The organism is Rufibacter immobilis (genome assembly GCF_003721565.1).
Lineage (GTDB): Bacteria > Bacteroidota > Bacteroidia > Cytophagales > Hymenobacteraceae > Nibribacter > Nibribacter immobilis.
Genome location: NZ_RJJE01000009.1, coordinates 1,085,415 through 1,104,960 on the forward strand (window position 1 = coordinate 1,085,415; position 19,546 = coordinate 1,104,960).

Here is a 19,546-nt window from a genome sequence, read left to right on the forward strand (position 1 = left end):
CTGTTTTTGGAAAAAGAGCCCCTAAACGCAAACTATTCGCTTAACCTCCAATCTGCTGCAAAAGCGTGGAACCGGCCATCCAGGCCATGAGCAGCACTACCAGCACACCGAACAAGGTCAGTAGCTTGGGGTGCCGGTAATTGCCCATCAGGCTTTTCTTGTGCGCCGCCAGTAACATAGTAGCCAGCGTTACCGGCAGCACAAAACCGTTCAGCAGCCCCGCCCACACCAGCAGTTTCACGGGTTTGCCAATAAAGATAAAAATGGTGGTAGACACTACAATAAAGCCAATGATGACCCAGTTCTCGTGCTCGGCAATGCGTTTGTCAAAGGACTTGATGAAAGAGACCGAGGTATAGGCCGAGCCCACCACAGAGGTCACCGCCGCCGACAGCATCACAACCCCGAACAGTTTGTACCCAAAGGATCCGGCCGCCAATTCAAACACGGAAGCCGGCGGATTCTCCGGGTTCAGGATTTTGCCCTGCTGCAACACGCCCAGCGTGGCCAAAAACAGGAAAATCCGGATGATAGAGGCCAGCGAGATACCAGACACGGCGCTGGCAGTTACCTGACCTAAAGCTTCTTTTCCTTTAACGCCCGCATCCAGCAGCCGGTGGCCGCCCGCAAACGTAATGTACCCGCCCACCGTGCCGCCCACCAGCGTGACAATGGCCGCGAAATCTACTTCCTCTGGCGCAATGGTCCTGATAGCGGCCTCCGCCACCGGCGGCGATGACACCCAGGCCACGTACACAATGAGCCCGATCATGAGCGCGCCCAATATCTGCGTAAACCTGTCCATCAGCTTCCCGGCTTCCCGCACCAGGAATATACCAATGGCAATGGCCGCCGAAATTACTGCCCCTACCTCCACAGGAATGCCTGCCAGCACATGGAGCCCCAGCCCTGCGCCGCCCACATTGCCAATATTGAAGGCCAGCCCGCCCAAAACTATGAGGAAAGCGATGAAGGCCCCCAACCCCGGCAGCACGGCGTTGGCTACATCCTGCGCCCGCTTCTCAGAGACAGCGATTACCCGCCAGACGTTCAGCTGCACGCCTATGTCCAGCACAATGGAAAGCAGAATCACAAACCCAAAGCTGGCGCCCAGGCTTTGGGTAAAGACGGTGGTCTGGGTTAAGAAGCCCGGCCCCACGGCCGAGGTAGCCATGAGAAAAGCCGCCCCCAGCAGCACGCTCCAATTTCTCTGTGTTTTCATAAGCTAGAGCACTGGGGCCTGAAGCGTTACCTTTTCCTGCGTGAGGGTTTCCCTAATGAGGCGGGCAAACGCCACGGCATGGGCGCCATCACCGTGCAGGCAGACGGTATCTGCCTTAATGGGTACCTCCACGCCTTGCTGAGCCAGCACTTTGCCTTCCTTGACCATACGCACCACCTGCTGCACCGCCTCCTCTTGGTTGGTGATGAGGGCATTGGGCAGCCTACGGGGAGTGAGCGTGCCGTCTTGCTGGTAGGTTCGGTCGGCGAAAACTTCATGGGCGGTTTTGAGGCCCAGCTTCTCCCCTGCTTGTACCAGTGCGCTTCCGGCCAAGCCATACAGCACCACCTCCGGGCTTACTTTATAGACGGCTTCGGCAATGGCTTCGGCCAGGGCTGGTTGCACGGCGGCCATGTTGTACAAAGCTCCGTGGGGCTTTACGTGGTGCAGCACCCCGCCTTCGGCTTTAATGAAACCAGAGAGCGCCCCAATCTGGTACACCACCAGGTCAAAGGCTTCCTCAGGGGAAATGGCCATGTCGCGCCGGCCAAAGCCCACCAGATCCTGAAACCCCGGATGTGCTCCCAAGGCTACCTGGTGCTGCAACGCCTGCCGCACCGTTTTTCTCATCACAGAAGGGTCTCCGGCATGAAAGCCACAGGCGATGTTTGCGGAGGTGACCAGCGGCAGAATAGCCTCATCATGGCCTAAGCGGTACGTCCCGAAGCTCTCGCCTAAGTCACAGTTTAAATCTACGGTATAGCGGTTGTCCATTTTTTCAGTTGTAAGGATAAGGCTGATTGTAGGCGTTCCAGGTCTTGCTCCTGCTCACAGTAGAGCGTCTGCGCCTGGTCCAGGGAAACCTCCAAAAAACGGAGGCGGCTCCCGGGCCGTGCCTGCGCCAGCACCGGTAAGTCTGCGGTAATTACCTGGCCAATGCGGGGGTAACCACCCGTGGTCTGATGCTCCGCCATTAAGATAATAGGATTCCCGCTGGAAGGCACCTGCACCGTGCCAAAAGTGACCGCGCCAGACAGCAACTCCACCGGCTGGTTCAACCGTAGCACAGGTCCTTCGGTCCGGTAGCCCATGCGGTCAGAGGCGGTCGAGATGTGGAAGTCGGTTTGCCAGAAGGCCGCTTTACTGTCAGAAGTGAACAGATCATACTCCGGCCCCGGCAGTACGCGTACCGTTGGATTCTCCTGGTAAGTGGGCAGTATTTGAGGGGAAACGCTCCAGTTGGCCACCAGAAAAGCTTTCTCCGGCGGGCACTTTTGCGGCCACTGCCGCACCTGCTCCGTAAGCTGATTTCTAAATGGAAGCACATCGTTTTTCTGCAATGCCCTGCCCTGCCAACCTCCCAGCCCAGCCCGTCCGTATGTAGCGGCACTGCCCATGACCAGCGGCACTTCAAAACCACCGGCTACAGCCAAATATGCCCAGCTTCCCTGCACCGGCGGACCAAATTCCAGCACGGTTCCTTTCTTCACGTACACCGGCCGGTTCATGGGCACAGCCTTTCCGTTCAGTCTGGGCGATAGATTGGCGCCCGTGAGCGCCAGCACCTGGTCTTCCTGAAACACCACTTTGGGTCCCATTAGGCTTATTTCCAGGGCGGCCGCGTTTTCTGGGTTCCCTACCAACAGGTTTGCCAGACGCAGGGCAAACTTGTCCATGGTTCCGCTCACCACCATGCCCTGTTTCTGGTAGCCATACCGCCCCAGGTCCTGCAAGGTGGTCAGTAAACCAGGTTTGGTGATTTTAATGCTCATACGCTCCCTCCTTCCATGAGGCAAACTCCCGCTCCGTGATGGGCACAAAACGCACCAAATCTCCCATGTTCAGCAAACTAGGCGATTCGCGCTGCGGGTCAAATAAAGTGAGCGGGGTACGGCCAATCAGTTGCCAGCCGCCGGGTGTCTCTAAGGGGTACACCCCGGTTTGCTGTCCGGCAATGCCCACGGCCCCGGCCGGAATAACTTTTCTGGGTACCTGCTTGCGGGGTGCCGCAATGCGTGGATCCATGCCTCCCAAGTAAGGAAAGCCCGGCGCAAACCCGATCATGTACACCAAGTACTGCGGCTGGGTATGGAGGGCAATTACTTCCTGGGGGTGTAGCCCGGTGTGCTGCGCCACAAACGCCAGATCGGGCCCAAAATCACCACCATAGACTACCGGGATTTCTTTAATCTGGGCGGGTGCCGTGGCCGCTGAGGCAGGCAGTTGGCTCAGCATCTGCCGCAGGTGCCGTTCTACTTCTGCATAGGGGGCTAGTTCCCCTTTCTGGCTCACGAGCCAGGGATCATAGTACACCGTTACCGTGGTAAAAGCCGGCACATATTCCACCAGCCCCGTGAAAGGATGCTGCTCAAGATACCGCGCCACCGCCTTCACGCGTTCGTGCACCTCCGGGGCGATCTCCTCGCCCAACTGCAGTACAATGGCCGCATCTCCCAAGGGGTAAATTTTCACAGATGACATGGTTGGCTTCATACCGTGCTTTTCTAGTTTGAACCAATTTTAGGAAAAAGAGCCCCTAAACACGATCTGGAGCAAGAGCGCCGGTACCAGCCCCGGCATGGCTTCATTCAGAAGATTGTACTACTTCTTCCTATACTTCGTTTTCTTTCCGACAATCCGCCAGGCTCCGGTGCTGTTTCAGGCAGTTCTGCCTCCGCGCGTTTAGGGGCTCTTTTTCCAAAAACAGGCCCTAAACGCAAGCCGTTTGCCCAGAGAATTACGGGCGAAGCCAAATGGAATGGCGGGTTCTTCGTATTTTTAACCTATCATGAAAAATAAGTACCTCTGGCCGTTGCAGCAAGGCCTGCTCCTGTTTTCCTTCGCCGCGGCGGTTTCCTGCACCAAGCCTATGTCTGTGACCAGCGCATCTGTTCCCGTTGTACCCGGCGTGTCCAAGCCGCTCGCCGATTTCAGGATGGCGCAGTTGAGCAAGGTGGCCTATGATTTACACTTTACCATTCCGGCCCAGAAAGAAGCCCCGGTGCTGGCCTCTGAGGTCCTTTCTTTCCATTTAAAAGAGACAGGGCAACCGCTGCAACTAGATTTCAAGGAGCGTACCGAGAACCTGAAGCAGGTGAAGGTGAACCAGAAAGTGGTGCCCATTTCGCACACGCAGGAGCACCTCATTCTACCGGCGCAGTACCTGAAGAAAGGCGAGAACCAGGTAGAGATTGAGTTTGTGGCCGGTAACCTTTCTTTGAACCGGCAACAGGATTTCCTGTACACGCTGCTGGTGCCCGACCGCGCCCGTACCGTGTTCCCCTGCTTTGACCAGCCCAGCCTCAAGGCTACCTTCAAACTCACGCTGACCCTTCCGCAGGAATGGAAGGCCATTGCCAACGCCCCGCTGCAGGACTCAGCCATGAGTGCCGGGCAGAAGACGTACCGTTACCAGAACTCAGACATTCTCCCTACGTATCTGTTCTCTTTCGCGGCCGGCAAGTTTGACCACGTGGCTCAGGCCAACGGCCCCCGCCCCATGCACTTCCTGCACCATGAAACGGATAAAGAAAAGCTACAGCAGAGCCTTCCGGCTATTTTCCAGATTCATCAGGATGCGCTCCGCTTTATGGAAGAGTATACCGCCATTCCTTACCCGTTCCAGAAGTTTGACTACGTGGCCATTCCAGATTTCCAGTACGGCGGCATGGAACATGTAGGCGCTATCCAGTACAAGGCCTCTACCCTGTTTCTGGACGAAGGCGCTACCCAGGACCAGAAAATTTCCCGTTCCAGCCTCATCTCCCATGAAACGGCGCACATGTGGTTTGGGGATCTGGTCACCATGGAGTGGTTCAATGATGTCTGGATGAAAGAAGTGTTCGCCAATTTCATGGCCGACAAAATTACCCAGGTAGCCGTTGCCAACGCCAACTATGACCTCAAGTTTCTGGTAGACCACCTGCCCGCCGCCTACGGAGTAGACCGCACGGCCGGGGCCAACCCCATAAGGCAACCGCTGGACAACCTGCAGGATGCCGGTTCTATGTACGGCAACATTATTTACCACAAAGCACCCGTGATGATGCGCCAGCTGGAGCGGCTCATGGGCGAGGAAGCCTTCCGGAAAGGCCTACAGCAATACCTTAAAACGTACGCCAACGGCAACGCCACCTGGCCAGACCTCATCCAGATCCTGGACCACCTTACCCCCGCCGACCTACAAGCCTGGAATCAGGTGTGGGTGAACGAGCCGGGCCGCCCGCAGTTTGACTATACCCTCCAGACCAACGCCGGCAAAATCTCCCGCCTCACCATCCGGCAGCAAGGCGAAGACGGTTCTGCCCGGTTCTGGCCCCAGCACTTTGAGATTGCCCTAGTGTACCCAGACCACCTCAAAGAAATCACCGTGAACATGAACCAGCCCGAGGTGACTTTAGCCACTGCCGCCGGTGAAGCCGTTCCCTCATTTATTCTGTTCAACTCCACCGGGCAAGGCTACGGCGTATTTCCGGTAGACACCCAGACGCAGCAGGGCCTGTACACCTTGCAGAACCCGGTGGCGCGGGCATCTGCGTATATCAATCTGTATGAAAACATGCAGAACGGAAGAGAGATTACGCCACCGCAACTCCTGAACTTCTACCGCCTTGGCCTTTCCCGCGAGCAGGAAGAACTCAACCTGAAACTGATGACTGGCCAGCTGAGTGATATTTTCTGGCGCTTCCTTCCGGCCAGCCAAAGAGCGGCCCTGGCCCCGCTACTGGAACAGGAAGTCTGGTCGGCGCTGGAGAAGGCATCTTCCGGCAACGTGAAAAAACTGCTTTTCAAAACCTACCAGGGCATTGCCCTCAGCCCGGCGGCGCAAGACCGCCTGTACCAGATCTGGGACAAAGAGCAGGCGCCCACCGGCGTAAGGCTTACCGAAGACGACTATACCTCCCTGGCCCAATCTTTGGCCGTGCGAGACTACCAGAACAGCCCGCAGCTACTGGCCCGGCAACTGGCGCGCATCTCCAACCCAGACCGCAAGAAACGCCTGCAATTCCTGCTGCCCGCCCTTTCTTCTGATGTGAAAGAACGGGATGCCTTCTTCGCTTCCCTCAAAAAAGAAGAAAACCGGGAGGTAGAATCCTGGGTACTGTCGGCGTTGGGTTATTTGCACCACCCGCTGCGCACGGCCACCTCTGAAAAGTACCTGAAGGAGAGCCTGGACCTGCTGGAGGAAATCCAACTGACCAGTGACATCTTCTTCCCCGCCTCCTGGCTTTCGGCCACGCTGGGCTCTTACCAGAGCGCTGAGGCCGCCACTACCGTGCGCACTTTCCTGGAGACTCACCCCAACTACAATCCTAAACTGAAAGCCAAGATACTGCAAGCCGCAGACGGCGTGTTCAGGGCAGAGAAACTGGTGCCGCAGGTAAAGTAAAAAGAGCTTCGGCCAAGCCGATGCGAAGCAAGCCCATTAGGTTATACGCGGGGCTTATAAACAAAACCAGACTTTCATCGTTGAGAGAGAAAAAACAAGCGGTACGTATTTTTACGTACCGCCTCCTGTATCAACCAAACCTTTTGTACTATGAAAAACTCCTTCTCCCTTAAAACAGCTGGCCTGGCCCTGATGGCCGGTTTGGCCATGGCTTCCTGCAACGAGGCTCCCAAAGGCGACAAAGCCACCATCACAGATGAAAAAAGCGCCGCCGCCGCCTCTGGGCAGAAATTTGTGGTAGACACAGAAGCATCATTGGTAGAGTTTACCGGCAATGGCGTGGGCAAGAACCACCCCGGTTCCTTTAAATTAACGTCTGGCTCCGTGGCCGTGGCCAATAACCAGATCACCGGCGGCGAGTTCATCATTGATATCAAATCAATGGACATGGAGGAAGAGGGCGACATGATTGACAACAAACTGAGACCGCACCTGCTCAGCGGCGATTTTTTTGACGCCGAGAAGTTTGGCACCGCCAAGTTTGAGATCACCAAGGTAGAGCCCTACCAAAATGCCGGCAATGACACCTCTATTGTACAGGGCGCTAACTTTAACGTGAGCGGCAACTTCACACTCAAGGGCGTGACCAAGAATATCTCGTTTCCGGCCCGCATTGAACTGGACGACAACACCATGGAAGCCGAAGCCAACTTTGACATTGACCGCCGCCAGTGGCAAATGAACTACGGCAATGACAAAACCCTGGGCGACAAGTTCATCTCTGAAACCGTGAACATAGAACTGGACCTCATTGCCAAAAGACCGGCAGACGCTTCAGCCAGCGTTCAATAGGAAACATCACCTCATTTACAGAAACAGCCCGAAGACCTGCGTTTTCGGGCTGTTTCTGTAAAAAGGGTCGCTAAACGCAAAACGCGGCAATGGCTGGGCTTTCAGCTTCTAGGGGTTCACCAGCAGGTCTTTCACGGCTTGTTCAATGGTGGGCCACACCGGCGAGGTAGGCGCTACCAGATCAAAATGTCCGGCGTTGGGCAAGAGTACGGTCTTCACCAGATAATTTCTGTGCGAGGAATGCTGCGCCAGCGTCTGGGCTTGGCTTACCGGCACAATAGGGTCTTTAACGCCCTGTACCAATTTCACGGGCAGGCGCATGGGCAACACCCCCACCGTCGATGCCTGCGCGTACCGGTCCGGCACCTGGTCTGGCATACCGGCTAACAGCTGCGGCACCGCCTGGTTACAGCTCCCCGGGGCCAGGGCATACGCCTTTAAGTCTGGAATACCGGCCAACGAGACCACTCCCTTGCTCTTGAGAGGGTTTCTGGTGTACAGCGGGCTGTGGCGGGGCAAACTTTTGCGACTGGCGGCCCACAAGGCCAGATGTCCGCCCGCGGAGTGGCCCATGAGCACGACCTCCTTCGCGTTTACAGGATACCGTTTGGCTAGTTCGCGTACAAAATCCACGCCCTGTGCCACATCCAGAAACGTGCCGGGCCACCCGCCACCTGGGTTGCCCACGCGCCTGAACTCCATGTTCCAGGTGGCAAAGCCCGCCTTGGTGAGCGCGGCGCTGGCGTGGTTCATATAGCTGTAGTTGTACTGGGCAAGCCAACACCCACCATGAATCAAAACCACTACCGGAAAAGGGCCTTTCCCTTCGGGTAAGCGCAGCACGCCAAACTGCAGAGAGTCGGTTCCATAGGCAATACGCTCTCCGGTGGCAGGGGTGGACAACTGCATCAGGTCTTGCCACGTGATCGGCTTGGGTGGCTGGGTCTGGGCCAGCAGTGCGCTGCTGGAAAGAGAGAAACAAAGCAGCAGGAATAGAAGGAAGCGCCTCATACAGTTAAGGGATTATCTACGGGACTAAAAAACCTCTAACCAACGTTAGAAGCGTGAAGGTACAAGGGGCATTTCGTTTTGAACAAGTATATTGCCGCGCTTTTCTGGGTAGAACGTAAGAAAGACAGGACTTTGGGCAGGCAAGGCCAGAACACCCCACCAACCACAGCGCCAGTTCACCAGATAAAACCCGCAGGATAAGAAATGAAACGAGTAGTAATTACCGGATTGGGCGCGCTTACGCCTATTGGCAATACAGTAGACGCCTATTGGCAAGCCTTAACCCAGGGCGTGGGCGGGGCGGGCCCCATCACCAAATTTGACGCCTCCAAGTTCAAGACCCGCTTTGCCTGTGAGCTAAAAGATTTCAATCCACAAGATTTTCTGGCCAAGCCCGAGGTACGCAAATACGACCTCTACACCCAGTACGCATTGGTTGCCGTGGAAGAAGCCGTGCAGCACGCTGGCCTTGACTTTGAGCGCCTGAACCGCAACCGCATTGGCGTGATCTGGGGCACCGGCCACGGCGGCATGGGTACTTTTCAGGAACAGACCGTAGAATTCGCCCACGGCGACGGCACCCCCAGGTTCAACCCCTACTTTATCCCCAAGATGATTGTGGACATCGCCGCCGGAGTGATCTCCATGAAGTACGGGTTAAGGGGCATCAACTTTGCTCCCGTTTCGGCCTGCGCTTCTTCCAACACGGCCCTCATTGAAGCGTTCAACTACATACGCTGGGGCAAAGCCGATATGATTATTGCCGGGGGGTCTGAGGCTCCTATCAATGAGACCTGCATGGGCGGTTTTGGGGCGCTCAAAGCCTTGTCTACCCATAACGAAGACCCCACGGTTGCCTGTAGGCCGTTTGATGTGAAGCGGGACGGTTTTGTGATGGGCGAAGGCGCCGGAGCCCTCATTCTGGAAAGCTATGAGAGCGCGCAACAACGCAATGCCACTATCTTAGCCGAAGTAGTGGGCGGAGGCATGGCCGCCGATGCCTACCACCTCACGGGCACCCACCCCGAAGGCGAGGGTGCGTACCTGGGCATGACGCTGGCGCTGGAAGAAGCTAACCTCTCCCCCGCCGAGATTGATTACCTCAACTGCCACGCCACCTCCACTCCTGTGGGAGACGCCAGCGAGCTGAAGGCCGTGGAGCGGGTATTCGGCCAGAACCCACGCCTGCACCTCAGCGCCACCAAATCCATGACCGGGCATCTACTGGGGGCCGCCGGAGCCATTGAGGCCATCGCCTGCGTAAAAGCCGTGCAGCACAACCTTATTCCGCCCACCATCAACGTAACTGAACCGGAACCGCAACTGAGCCAGAAGTTCAACTTAACCCTCCACCAAGCGGTTGCCACCCAGGTGAAGTACGCCATGAGCAACACCTTCGGGTTTGGCGGCCACATTGCCACGGCTATTTTCAAGAAGTTTGAAGAATAGGTAACCGGGCACTAATACGCGGCCCAACTCACTGTGACCTGCCAATCTGGTTTAGGGCTGATTCCGGAAAAAGAGCCGCTAAACGCAATAGTATAGTTATTCCTTAAGAAAAATGGCCCCTACACATCCGTTTAGGGGCCATTTTTTCAGAATGGAGGCAAAACCAGAGAACGGTTAGGCTGGCATTGGTTACCGGCTGGCGCTGGCACCGGTGCCTTTAATAAGGTTGTCTTTCTGCATGCGGCTCACGGTTAACTCCGCAAACTTCTCTGAGAAGCTCTGCAGGCTAGACGGGCTATACGACTCTGACTGCGCCGACCAAAGCAAGCGCTCCGAGGTGGCGTCATAGAGGTTGGTCTCCAGGAAGTAGACTTTGTCTTCGCGGTAATAGCCGGGGTTGTACATGGTAGGGTACAGGTACGTGTAATAGCCCCTGAACGTACCGTACCAGGCAAACCGGGTTACCGGCGTGTACATAGTGGAACCGGGCACGTAACGGGTTTCGGTCTCTGTGTTCACCAGGGCCACCGTTAATATGGCATCATGGCCGTTGCCTTTGATCTTGTCCAGAATAGCGTCTGCCGTGGTTTTGCCATCACGCATGAGCGCCGGCGGAAACAAGTCTATGCTTCGGGCTGCCTGTATGCCTTGTTGCTGCAACTGCGTCTGTAGTTGCGCCTCTATGGTTTGCCGGGCCACCGGATTATCGGTAAGGGCGGCTACAATGATGCGGTTGTAGTTGGCGGTGGTGGCATCGGGGCTTTTCCAGGTGCCCGTAATTTGGGTGGAAGACGCGCAGCCTGTTACCACAGCCGCCCACACAAGCCCTATCGCCACCGGCGAAGCCAGTCTCTTGAAATATTGTCTTAACATACTCATAATCATATATTTTGGTCAATCTCTTCTACCTGATAAAAAACGGATGCAGAGGAATATGGATGTCTTTGCCTAACAGAATTGTCATATTTACCATGTATCTCCGTATTTCGCGCAGAGGCCATAGCCCCAATTATCTGTATTAAATAGTAATAATTATATATAGAAGAAATCTCTGAAGCGCGGCAAAAAGCCAATACAGTGTTGCCATTACACCATTTGCGGTGAAAAGATCTGCTTAAAATACCTAGATATCGGTATTACATTTTAGTCCTATTCCTCTGTACTTTGTAAAAGAAAAAACGAGGGATAATCCAAAGCAGATTAACGGACAGCGACGAAGAAGGAAAGAGGCAGTTTACCCGCAGAAAACCAGCACCCACTATCATTCAAGCCAATACTACCCCACTGTGCTCCGGTTGGGCGACTTAGACTTTAACTATTTTCATATAACATATAATACAATATTTTACCCCTAAACATGAGAGCTCCTGTACTTCGGTCAGGGGCTCTTTTTATTTTATGCTGTTCCACCACCTCGCTCTGTGCGTTTGCCCAAGACCATATCCATTTAGCATTCAAAAAATCCTCAACGGCAGACTCAATAACTCTTTGTATCTTTGCACTTTATCTTTTAAGGCTTAGACCAAAAAAGACAATTACTTATATTTTATATAAAATTAAAAAGATTACTTCCCTATGCCTTTGCTTTTTTGGCAATAGGTACTTTTACTGGCTGTGACACCTCAGAAGACGAAATGGAGCAGTTGGTTACCCTAAACCTTGTAGAAGGCCATTGGATTATGACCGACCTGATCTACGAATTTTACATCAACGACCAGCTACAGAAAGATCAAGGCGAACGTGAGGAACCCAATGCCCCCTGCACTTTTGCGGGCGGTAAATTTATGTCTCCGGGAGAAGAAACCTGTGACTACACCTTCACCAAAGTAGATGGCAAAGATTACATAACTCTTGCCGAGAACGGCGAAGACAAAGGCACGTACCAGATCACTAAACTGACCACTACAGAAATGGAATGGGTGATCACGGAAACCCTCCAAATTGACAGCAAGACTACCCACAAAGATGTCTCTACTTACAAGTTCAAGAAACAGCAGTAATCTTTACCTATCTTGCCAAGTGAGCTTCTAGACTGCGTTTAGAGGCTCTTTTTTTGAAATCAAGCCTAAACCAGGCTTCCTTTTCTTCTTCCTTCTGGAACAGCAGTCTTTTTCCCTGCTCTCTTGTGTTCCAACTTTAGCGCCGTGACCGACCTACCTTGTTGGCTTGACCACGAACCATTCCCTTGCCCGTTCTGTAAAAAGAAAACTTTTTGTTTGCACATGGAGGAACACCGGCATATCACCTTCTTCACGGCCACCATTTTGGAGTGGAAACACCTGTTGAAACCAGACAAGTACAAAGATATAGTCTTGAACAGCCTTCGGTTTCTGGTAAGGGAGAAGCGGGTAAAAGTGTATGGCTTCGTGCTTATGCCCAACCATGTGCACCTGCTCTGGAAGATGGAGGAACCGCACCGGCGGCAAGATGTGCAGCGTGACTTCCTGAAATTCACCGGGCAACAGATGAAATTCAATTTGGCCAAGAACCACCCAGAGGTTTTGGAGCGGTTTAGGGTAGAGGCGAAGGACCGGCAATATCAGTTCTGGGAGCGGAATCCTTTGTCTATTTCCTGCTATTCTGTTGCCGTGACAGAACAGAAACTAACGTACATCCACCAGAACCCACTGCAGGAGAAATGGAAACTGGCTGAACTGCCGGAGGGCTACTATTACTCCTCGGCTAGATTTTATTTGGAGAACAAAGATGACTTTGGTTTTCTAACGCACTATCTTGAGTAAAGAGCCGCAGTTTGGGTTGTTGGTGAGAACACCAACAACGGCGGGATATATAATGATTATCACGACAATGATTGCTAGTTTAAACTATTAATAGTATAAGAATATGGATCAAATTAGTAATTACTATAAAGTGGGCCTGTCTTTTATATCTCTCAAACAGAGTATATACTTAGATTTTGCGGGCGAAGCAGATTCTAAGGAAGTGTTTAAAAACTTTCTGCTGCTATTCAACCATCAAACAAATGCGCATGAACCAAAAATAGTTATAAACCCACTCCAGCTAAGCAGTCCTGATTTACGCGAAGGAATCGTACACTTCATAGAAACCCATGAAAAAATACTTCCACCAATACTAAAAAAATTACCAAGTCTTCTCAACTCTTTTCAAAATGAATACTTCCTCATTATTGAAGGTCGAATCACTGACACAGAAAAGCTTATCCAACACTGGAATTACTTGTCTGAGATCCATCTACAAAAAGGTATTTATAACCAAAATAGTCTAACCAGCTTTGAATGGGGAGAGCTCCTTAAGAATTATGATATTGAATATTTTGGGCATCAGAAGCTACTCATAGAAGGGGGTAATCATAAAAAGAATAATACATGTCGTTTTTGTGGAGCAAAAACAAATGAACAAAATCAATTTGGCTCAATTGTAAGCTTCAACAAAAAAGCTCATGCATTCTCTGAGGCATTAGGCAACAAGAAAGTACTCACCAGTGATGAGTGTGATAGTTGCAATGAGCGTTTTGGAGCTCACAAAGGAATTGAATCTTCATTGATAAATCTCTTACAGGTATTTCGCAGTACATATAGTCTAGAAGGCAAGAAAGGATTAAAGAAGCTTAAAGGGAAAGATTTCTTAATAGACAGTTCCGGATTCTTAGATATTTTAAAAAGAGTTAACCTTTCTGACTCTACCCAAAAGCAAAGTATTGAAACGCAACTGAACCTTAATGAAACCTTCATCCCACAAGACATCTACAGGTGTCTGTCAAAATATATCTTGAGTGTTATTGACAAACAAGATGTAATTCATTTTCAAAACACTATAGATTGGATAAATAAAGCATTTGATGCAACTGAATTGCCTCCTATTTCTATTTTTCAACACATTAACTTCTTTAAAAGAGATCCACTTGTAGTAATATATAAAAGGAAAACAACCAACACTACTTTCCCATATTTAGTAGGAGAGTTTCATTACGCAAACTTGATTTTCGTCTTTATATTACCCTTCTGTTTTAAGGACAAGAAGACTTTTGTGCAGGCCGAAGATTACCAATGCTTCTGGTCTGAATTCAATCAAAGGCCTAATTACAATTGGACTTCAAACTCGTTCCTTTCTATACAAGAATGTGCTATATCTATCAATCTCAAAATAGATGGAATTGAAATTGGCACAAATACATTCTTGAAATAGACGATTCCCTACCCTTGTTGGTGTTATCACCAACAAGCACAACAACGGTTAAACTTGCAATCTCCTAATTCTCCCAAAACCAAAAAAGAGCCTCTATACTGCGTTTAGAGGCTCTTTTTCTTAAATCAGGGCAAAACCAGGCTTAGTCCATCAGTTTCTTATACCGGATGCGCTTAGGTTCTACGTCGCCCAGGCGCTTCTTCTTGGCTTCTTCGTAGTCTGAGAAGTTACCTTCAAACCAAACTACTTGACTGTCGCCTTCGAAGGCTAGGATGTGGGTGGCGATGCGGTCCAAGAACCAGCGGTCGTGGCTGATGACCACGGCGCAGCCCGCGAAGTTCTCCAGCGCGTCTTCCAGCGCCCGGATGGCGTTTACGTCCAGGTCGTTGGTAGGCTCATCCAGGAGCAGCAGGTTGGCACCTTGCTTCAGGGTCATGGCCAGGTGCACGCGGTTACGCTCGCCCCCAGACAGTACGCCCACTTTCTTCTCCTGGTCACCGCCCGTGAAGTTGAACTTGCTCACGTAGGCCCGCGCGTTCACTTGGCGGCCTGCTAAGAGCATAGTCTCGGTGCCGCCGGAGATGGTTTCAAATACAGATTTGTTGGGGTCCAGGCTCTCGTGTTGCTGGTCTACGTAGGCAGTCTCCACCGTTGGGCCTACATTGATAGTACCGGCATCTGGGGTTTCACGGCCAGTGATTAAACGGAACAAGGTAGATTTACCCGCTCCGTTAGGACCAATAATGCCCACAATACCCGCCGGCGGCAGATTGAAGGTTAAGTCTTCAAACAGTAATTTATCGCCAAACGCTTTGCGCAGGCCTTCGGCTTCAATCACCACGTTGCCCAGGCGCGGACCGTCTGGGATGAACAGCTCCAGTTTCTGTTCTTTCTCTTTGGCTTCCTCAGAGGCCATCTTCTCATAGTTACCCAGACGCGCTTTAGATTTGGCTTGGCGGGCTTTCGGGCTCATGCGGGCCCACTCCAACTCACGTTGCAGGGTTTTCTGGCGCTTGCTCTCGGTTTTCTCTTCTTTGGCCAGACGCTCAGCTTTCTGCTCCAGCCAGCTGGAGTAATTGCCTTTCCAAGGAATGCCTTCGCCGCGGTCCAGTTCCAGAATCCAGCCGGCCACGTTGTCCAGGAAGTAACGGTCGTGGGTAACGGCAATCACGGTGCCTTTGTATTGTTGCAGGTGCTGCTCCAGCCAGAGCACAGACTCAGCGTCTAAGTGGTTGGTTGGCTCATCCAGCAGCAGCACGTCTGGCTCCTGCAACAAGAGGCGGCAGAGGGCTACGCGGCGCTTCTCACCCCCAGAGAGGTTCCCAATCACGGCTTCGCCCGGCGGGGTGCGCAGGGCATCCATGGCGCGTTCCAGTTTGCTGTCCAGGTCCCAGGCCCCCAGGTGGTCCAGTTTCTCCTGCACTTCGCCCTGGCGGGCCATTAGTTTGTCAAAGTCGGCGTTCTCATCAGCGAAGGCTTCGTTTATTTCCTCAAACTCCTTTAGAAGAGCCACGGTCTCGGCGGCGCCTTCCTGCACAACCTCCATTACGGTTTTGGTAGGGTCCAGCTGCGGTTCCTGCTCCAGGTACCCCACGGAGTACCCCGGCGAGAACGCCACTTCACCCTGGAACTGCTTGTCTACGCCGGCAATCACCTTCAAAAGAGAGGATTTACCAGAGCCGTTGAGACCCAGCACGCCAATTTTAGCGCCGTAAAAGAAAGAGAGGTAGATGTTTTTTAAGACTTGTTTCTGCGGAGGGTAGATTTTACTCACCCCCGCCATGGAGAAGATGATGGTTTCGTTGCTCATGGCGTATGTGTATAGATTCTGCTCTGAGTATTGGCAGGCGGCGTTTAGAGGGCGTTTTCAGAAAAAGAGCCGCTAAACAAAACCAAAAACCTTGTTCTTAGAAATCAGTATGAAAGCAAATGTCAAGTTTAGGTTTTTCTGCCAACGGCCACAAATATCGTAAATTTTGGCGGGCCCGGGTTATGAAAATTGGAGGTAATTCATAAACTTGTACCAAAATAGACTTTAAAATTTTCAGTTAATAATCCAGTAGATGGAAACCAAAGATTTGTCTGAGGAGGCCCATAAGTACGGCTACATTGAGGGGAACCAGGTGTGGTTGAAACCGTTTATGCATTTCCCGGCACGCCAGGTAGGTGACGTAAAAGAGGTCCCTGAAGAATCACTGCAGTACTTTGCGAATCGTTTTGAGAACTTCAGACAAAAGGTTTACAGCCTGTTGGAGAAGATAGAGACCTCTGAGAACAAGGGGTCTTTCCTGATGAAAGTGCTGCACTTAAAAGAGCAGATTGAGAAGTATGATGCCGTTGGCGACTTTGAATCTTTGCACCACCGCCTTTCTGCCGCTGAAGCCGAGATCAAGGAAGCCATTGCCCGCAACCGCGACAAGAACCTGGCCACCAAGATCACGCTCATCCAGCAGGCCGAGGCCCTGCAAACCAGCATTGACTGGCAAGAGACCACAGACAAACTGAAGGAACTGCGCCAGAACTGGATCAAGACCGGCCCGGTAGACAAGTCCCTCACAGATGAACTGGAGGAGCGTTTCAAAACGGCCGTGGAGGCTTTCTTCACCCGCAAGAAAGAGTTCTTCCAGGACAAAAAGGACATGCTCTCCCGCACGGTAGACAAGTACAAAGTCCTCATTGCCCAGTCTGAAGCCCTCAAAAGCTCTGAGGAGTGGGAAGAGACCAGCAAAAAGCTGAAAGACTTGCAAAACCAGTGGAAAGAGATTGGCGGCACCCTGCCCCGCAAAATGTCCAATGACCTCTGGAACAGCTTCAGGGCGGCCAACAACCACTTCTTTGAGCGCCTCAAAAAGCACATCAACAGCCAGAAAACTGAGTCTAAGGACAAGTATCTGGAAGACAACCTGGAAAAGAAACGCTCCCTGGTGGCCCAGGCCGAGGCCCTGTTAGACGAACCGGTACAACAGGCCGTTTCCCAAGCCAAGGAGCTACAGGCAGCCTGGAAGAAAGTAGGCCCCGTGAAACAGGAAGCGTCTGATGCCGTGTGGGAAAGCTTTCTGGTAGCCTGCGATAAAATCTTTGAACTGAGCAGCCTGGAACACTTCATGCGCAAGCGTCCTTTGCCGGAAGGCAAGAACTCTGAGACAGACCAGCTGTACGCCCGCATTAACGCCCTGCGTGATTTCATCAAGCATGACAAGCAGGAACTGGAAGTACTGGAAACCAACCTGGGCCGTTTAAACCCTAACCCGGGCAATGAAGCGTTCAGGTCTATGCTGGAAGGCAAGATCAAGAACTTCAACCGTAAAATCCGTACCAAGAACGAACTCATAGAGCTGCTGCGCAAAAAGTCTGGCGCGCAAAGCAACAAAATTGCCTAAGTCATTCGTAAGCCGTTAGAAATTGTCCTAAATTCTAACGGCTTACACTATGAAAAAATACCTTCTACTCCTTTTCCTGTGCGCCTCCTTCCTGGCGCAGGCTCAGAACATCAAAGGCCCGTACCTGGGGCTCACCACCCAGTTCCAGAACACCTGGATCATCAATGACGAACAATACGAAGGGGTGAACTACAAACACCGCTTCACCACCAAGTGGGCTCCTTATGGTTTTGTGGCTGGTTACAAATTCAACGAGAACCACAACGTGCAGGCAGAGATTTACCGCTCGCACCAAGGCGAGAAGTTTGACTTGGTAGACCGCGACGGCAACAAGACCGGTGAGAAAGAGATTGACCTGGTGTACTGGAACATTCCGCTGTTATTCAAATACACTACCACGGGTACGCTGCGCTTCAATTTCCAGGTGGGGCCGCAACTGGGAATATTACAGAAAGGCACGGAAGAGAACCGCTTTTCGCGCACCGCCACCTACCAGCTCAAAGAGAAATCTTTCCCCATTCAGGCTGGCACCTATCTATTGGCCAGCACCGAGGACCGTGACCGCTCCGGCAACGCCAACGTAGGCAAGTTCAACGAGTATGATGCGGGTATTTTATTGGGAGCCGGGGTAGAATACAGCCTCACCGATAACCTGAGCCTTACCGCCAACCTGCGGTATCTCTACAATTTCGTGAACATCCGCAAAGAGGAACACATAGTAGACAACGCCAGAGACCCAGATGAATACACGCTGCGGCAGAACATGGTAGGCGGATTGCAAATTGGCATTAACTACCTGTTTAACACCGGAGATGGCTCTAGCAGCGCCCGTCACCAATAAGAAAAAAAACGGCAACGGGTAAACATTTTACTTATTTACCCGTTGTGTTTTAGCATTGCGAACGGTTGGTAATAAGAAGAAATCTTTGAATTGTCAATCAAAATTCTATTTTTGCAGGCCGTTTCCATGAGCAAACAATTTGTATAGACATACTTAAAAAACGGATTTACTATGTATTGGACACTTGAACTTGCCTCTTACCTGGAAGATGCGCCATGGCCAGCTACCAAAGATGAATTAATTGACTATTCTATTCGCTCCGGCGCCCCTATGGAGGTGGTAGAAAACCTTCAGGCCCTGGAAGACGATGGTCAGCCCTATGAAAGCATTGAAGAAGTTTGGCCAGACTACCCTACCAAGGAAGACTTCATGTTCAACGAAGACGAATACTAGTCTTAATTAAGAATTGGGAATTAGGAATTAAGAATGGCCTTATTGATAATTCTTAATTTCACATTCATAATTCCCAATTAAGAACGTTGGCTGTTTTAGAAATAAAAGGATTGGTTGCGGGATACGACGAGCGCGTACTCCTCCGCAACCTTTCTTTTTTAGTGCCAGAGCCTGCGTTTGTAGCCATTATTGGGCACAACGGCAGCGGCAAGTCTACTTTGCTCAAAACGCTCACGGGGCAGGTGCCCTACCAGGGGCAGATTCTGGTGCAGGGCCAGCCGCTCAAAACCACTTCTGGCGTACTGGCCCAATCCCTCTCTTACCTTCCGCAGAAAAACAATGTAGCCTTTCCCATCAAAGTGCGGGAGTTGGTAGTGATGGGCCTGTTCAGGCAGAAACGGCTGCTGGAGCATTATACCGCCGCAGATTACGCCCTCACGGATGACGTACTTACCCGCCTGCACATCTCTCACCTGAGCCAGCGCACGTTCACCCAACTTTCGGGCGGGGAGCAGCAGTTGGTCTGGCTGGCGCAGCTCATGCTCCAGAACGCGCCCATCGCGCTGCTAGATGAACCTACCCAGCAGCTGGATGTGTACCACAAAAAAAGGGTGTTTGATCTTATGACCAGCTGGGTACACCACGAACAGAAAACGGTGCTTTGCATTACGCATGATTTGCTCAACCTGCTGCCCCTGCAAGGCTACCTCCTCAACATCTCGCACCCGTCCCCAACCTTAGAGGTCATCACGCCCCAGACGGTATTGGCGCAGCAACAATTCCTGGAGGAGAGACAGCATGCCCCATCTAAGTAGACCAACCGTTTAGCGGCTCTTTTTCCA

The 19,546-nt window shown here is 52.0% G+C and carries 17 protein-coding genes; 10 read left to right on the top strand and 7 right to left on the bottom strand.

Annotation, left to right across the window (positions count from 1 at the left end; genetic code table 11):
- Positions 1-40 precede the first annotated feature (40 nt).
- From EFA69_RS11650 to pxpB, 4 genes are read right to left on the bottom strand one after another with little or no spacing between them, the layout of a single operon-like run.
- Complete coding sequence (locus EFA69_RS11650) at positions 41-1,222, bottom strand: NRAMP family divalent metal transporter (protein WP_123133229.1); 1,182 nt, start codon at positions 1,220-1,222, stop codon at positions 41-43.
- A gap of 3 nt (positions 1,223-1,225) precedes the next feature.
- The gene (locus EFA69_RS11655; RefSeq protein WP_123133230.1) at positions 1,226-1,996 is read right to left on the bottom strand and encodes a LamB/YcsF family protein; all 771 of its coding nucleotides are present in this window, start codon (positions 1,994-1,996) and stop codon (positions 1,226-1,228) included.
- Positions 1,975-2,994 (bottom strand): 5-oxoprolinase subunit C family protein, encoded by a 1,020-nt coding sequence (locus tag EFA69_RS11660; protein WP_123133231.1) that lies wholly within the window; start codon positions 2,992-2,994, stop codon positions 1,975-1,977. Before EFA69_RS11660 ends, EFA69_RS11655 begins: the two co-directional genes overlap by 22 nt.
- Positions 2,984-3,703: a 5-oxoprolinase subunit PxpB gene (gene pxpB / locus EFA69_RS11665; RefSeq protein ID WP_123133483.1), complete on the bottom strand. Its 720-nt coding sequence runs from the start codon at positions 3,701-3,703 to the stop codon at positions 2,984-2,986. Before pxpB ends, EFA69_RS11660 begins: the two co-directional genes overlap by 11 nt.
- A gap of 307 nt (positions 3,704-4,010) precedes the next feature.
- Here pxpB and EFA69_RS11670 point away from each other — a divergent pair, with 307 nt between their 5' ends.
- Both EFA69_RS11670 and EFA69_RS11675 read left to right on the top strand, forming a co-directional pair.
- Complete coding sequence (locus EFA69_RS11670) at positions 4,011-6,611, top strand: M1 family aminopeptidase (RefSeq protein ID WP_123133232.1); 2,601 nt, start codon at positions 4,011-4,013, stop codon at positions 6,609-6,611.
- 150 nt (positions 6,612-6,761) lie between these two features.
- The gene (locus EFA69_RS11675) at positions 6,762-7,463 is read left to right on the top strand and encodes a YceI family protein (RefSeq protein ID WP_123133233.1); all 702 of its coding nucleotides are present in this window, start codon (positions 6,762-6,764) and stop codon (positions 7,461-7,463) included.
- 108 nt (positions 7,464-7,571) lie between these two features.
- Here EFA69_RS11675 and EFA69_RS11680 read toward each other — a convergent pair whose 3' ends face one another.
- Entirely contained in the window at positions 7,572-8,474 is a 903-nt protein-coding gene (locus tag EFA69_RS11680; RefSeq protein ID WP_221175717.1) for an alpha/beta hydrolase family protein, read from the bottom strand.
- A 204-nt stretch (positions 8,475-8,678) separates the two neighbouring features.
- On the opposite strand from EFA69_RS11680, the gene fabF reads away from it, so the two are divergent.
- Complete coding sequence (gene fabF / locus EFA69_RS11685) at positions 8,679-9,923, top strand: beta-ketoacyl-ACP synthase II (protein WP_123133234.1); 1,245 nt, start codon at positions 8,679-8,681, stop codon at positions 9,921-9,923.
- Positions 9,924-10,112: 189 nt separating this feature from the next.
- Here the strand turns inward: fabF and EFA69_RS11690 are convergent, their stop codons facing one another.
- The gene (locus EFA69_RS11690; RefSeq protein ID WP_245964553.1) at positions 10,113-10,796 is read right to left on the bottom strand and encodes a hypothetical protein; all 684 of its coding nucleotides are present in this window, start codon (positions 10,794-10,796) and stop codon (positions 10,113-10,115) included.
- Positions 10,797-11,512: 716 nt separating this feature from the next.
- On the opposite strand from EFA69_RS11690, the gene EFA69_RS11695 reads away from it, so the two are divergent.
- The 3 genes from EFA69_RS11695 to EFA69_RS11705 all read left to right on the top strand — a co-directional run bounded on the left by EFA69_RS11695 (position 11,513) and on the right by EFA69_RS11705 (position 14,090).
- Positions 11,513-11,923, top strand: a complete 411-nt coding sequence (locus EFA69_RS11695; protein WP_148041337.1) for a hypothetical protein — start codon at positions 11,513-11,515, stop codon at positions 11,921-11,923.
- A gap of 222 nt (positions 11,924-12,145) precedes the next feature.
- Entirely contained in the window at positions 12,146-12,664 is a 519-nt protein-coding gene (locus tag EFA69_RS11700; protein ID WP_123133236.1) for a transposase, read from the top strand.
- A gap of 103 nt (positions 12,665-12,767) precedes the next feature.
- Positions 12,768-14,090 (top strand): hypothetical protein, encoded by a 1,323-nt coding sequence (locus tag EFA69_RS11705; protein WP_123133237.1) that lies wholly within the window; start codon positions 12,768-12,770, stop codon positions 14,088-14,090.
- A gap of 142 nt (positions 14,091-14,232) precedes the next feature.
- On the opposite strand, the gene ettA is transcribed toward EFA69_RS11705, so the two are convergent.
- Positions 14,233-15,900: an energy-dependent translational throttle protein EttA gene (ettA, locus tag EFA69_RS11710; RefSeq protein WP_123133238.1), complete on the bottom strand. Its 1,668-nt coding sequence runs from the start codon at positions 15,898-15,900 to the stop codon at positions 14,233-14,235.
- A 253-nt stretch (positions 15,901-16,153) separates the two neighbouring features.
- Between ettA and EFA69_RS11715 the strand changes: the two genes are divergently transcribed.
- The 4 genes from EFA69_RS11715 to EFA69_RS11730 all read left to right on the top strand — a co-directional run bounded on the left by EFA69_RS11715 (position 16,154) and on the right by EFA69_RS11730 (position 19,519).
- Positions 16,154-17,470, top strand: coding sequence for a DUF349 domain-containing protein (locus EFA69_RS11715; RefSeq protein WP_123133239.1), 1,317 nt, complete (start codon positions 16,154-16,156; stop codon positions 17,468-17,470).
- Between the two features lie 49 nt (positions 17,471-17,519).
- A complete protein-coding gene (locus tag EFA69_RS11720) occupies positions 17,520-18,311 on the top strand; it encodes a porin family protein (protein WP_123133240.1) in 792 nt (263 codons plus the stop codon).
- A 171-nt stretch (positions 18,312-18,482) separates the two neighbouring features.
- A complete protein-coding gene (locus EFA69_RS11725; RefSeq protein ID WP_022821757.1) occupies positions 18,483-18,704 on the top strand; it encodes a DUF2795 domain-containing protein in 222 nt (73 codons plus the stop codon).
- Positions 18,705-18,790: 86 nt separating this feature from the next.
- A complete protein-coding gene (locus tag EFA69_RS11730; protein WP_123133241.1) occupies positions 18,791-19,519 on the top strand; it encodes an ABC transporter ATP-binding protein in 729 nt (242 codons plus the stop codon).
- Positions 19,520-19,546 lie beyond the last annotated feature (27 nt).

Excerpts from the sequence above, each read along its gene's own strand:
- EFA69_RS11650 (WP_123133229.1), bottom strand. The coding sequence starts at position 1,222 with ATGAAAACACAGAGAAATTGGAGCGTGCTGCTGGGGGCGGCTTTTCTC.
- EFA69_RS11655 (WP_123133230.1), bottom strand. The coding sequence starts at position 1,996 with ATGGACAACCGCTATACCGTAGATTTAAACTGTGACTTAGGCGAGAGC.
- EFA69_RS11715 (WP_123133239.1), top strand. The coding sequence starts at position 16,154 with ATGGAAACCAAAGATTTGTCTGAGGAGGCCCATAAGTACGGCTACATT.
- EFA69_RS11690 (WP_245964553.1), bottom strand. The coding sequence starts at position 10,796 with ATGTTAAGACAATATTTCAAGAGACTGGCTTCGCCGGTGGCGATAGGG.
- EFA69_RS11680 (WP_221175717.1), bottom strand. The coding sequence starts at position 8,474 with ATGAGGCGCTTCCTTCTATTCCTGCTGCTTTGTTTCTCTCTTTCCAGC.
- EFA69_RS11700 (WP_123133236.1), top strand. The coding sequence starts at position 12,146 with ATGGAGGAACACCGGCATATCACCTTCTTCACGGCCACCATTTTGGAG.
- EFA69_RS11675 (WP_123133233.1), top strand. The coding sequence starts at position 6,762 with ATGAAAAACTCCTTCTCCCTTAAAACAGCTGGCCTGGCCCTGATGGCC.
- EFA69_RS11720 (WP_123133240.1), top strand. The coding sequence starts at position 17,520 with ATGAAAAAATACCTTCTACTCCTTTTCCTGTGCGCCTCCTTCCTGGCG.
- EFA69_RS11660 (WP_123133231.1), bottom strand. The coding sequence starts at position 2,994 with ATGAGCATTAAAATCACCAAACCTGGTTTACTGACCACCTTGCAGGAC.
- EFA69_RS11670 (WP_123133232.1), top strand. The coding sequence starts at position 4,011 with ATGAAAAATAAGTACCTCTGGCCGTTGCAGCAAGGCCTGCTCCTGTTT.
- fabF (WP_123133234.1), top strand. The coding sequence starts at position 8,679 with ATGAAACGAGTAGTAATTACCGGATTGGGCGCGCTTACGCCTATTGGC.
- pxpB (WP_123133483.1), bottom strand. The coding sequence starts at position 3,703 with ATGTCATCTGTGAAAATTTACCCCTTGGGAGATGCGGCCATTGTACTG.
- EFA69_RS11705 (WP_123133237.1), top strand. The coding sequence starts at position 12,768 with ATGGATCAAATTAGTAATTACTATAAAGTGGGCCTGTCTTTTATATCT.
- ettA (WP_123133238.1), bottom strand. The coding sequence starts at position 15,900 with ATGAGCAACGAAACCATCATCTTCTCCATGGCGGGGGTGAGTAAAATC.
- EFA69_RS11725 (WP_022821757.1), top strand. The coding sequence starts at position 18,483 with ATGTATTGGACACTTGAACTTGCCTCTTACCTGGAAGATGCGCCATGG.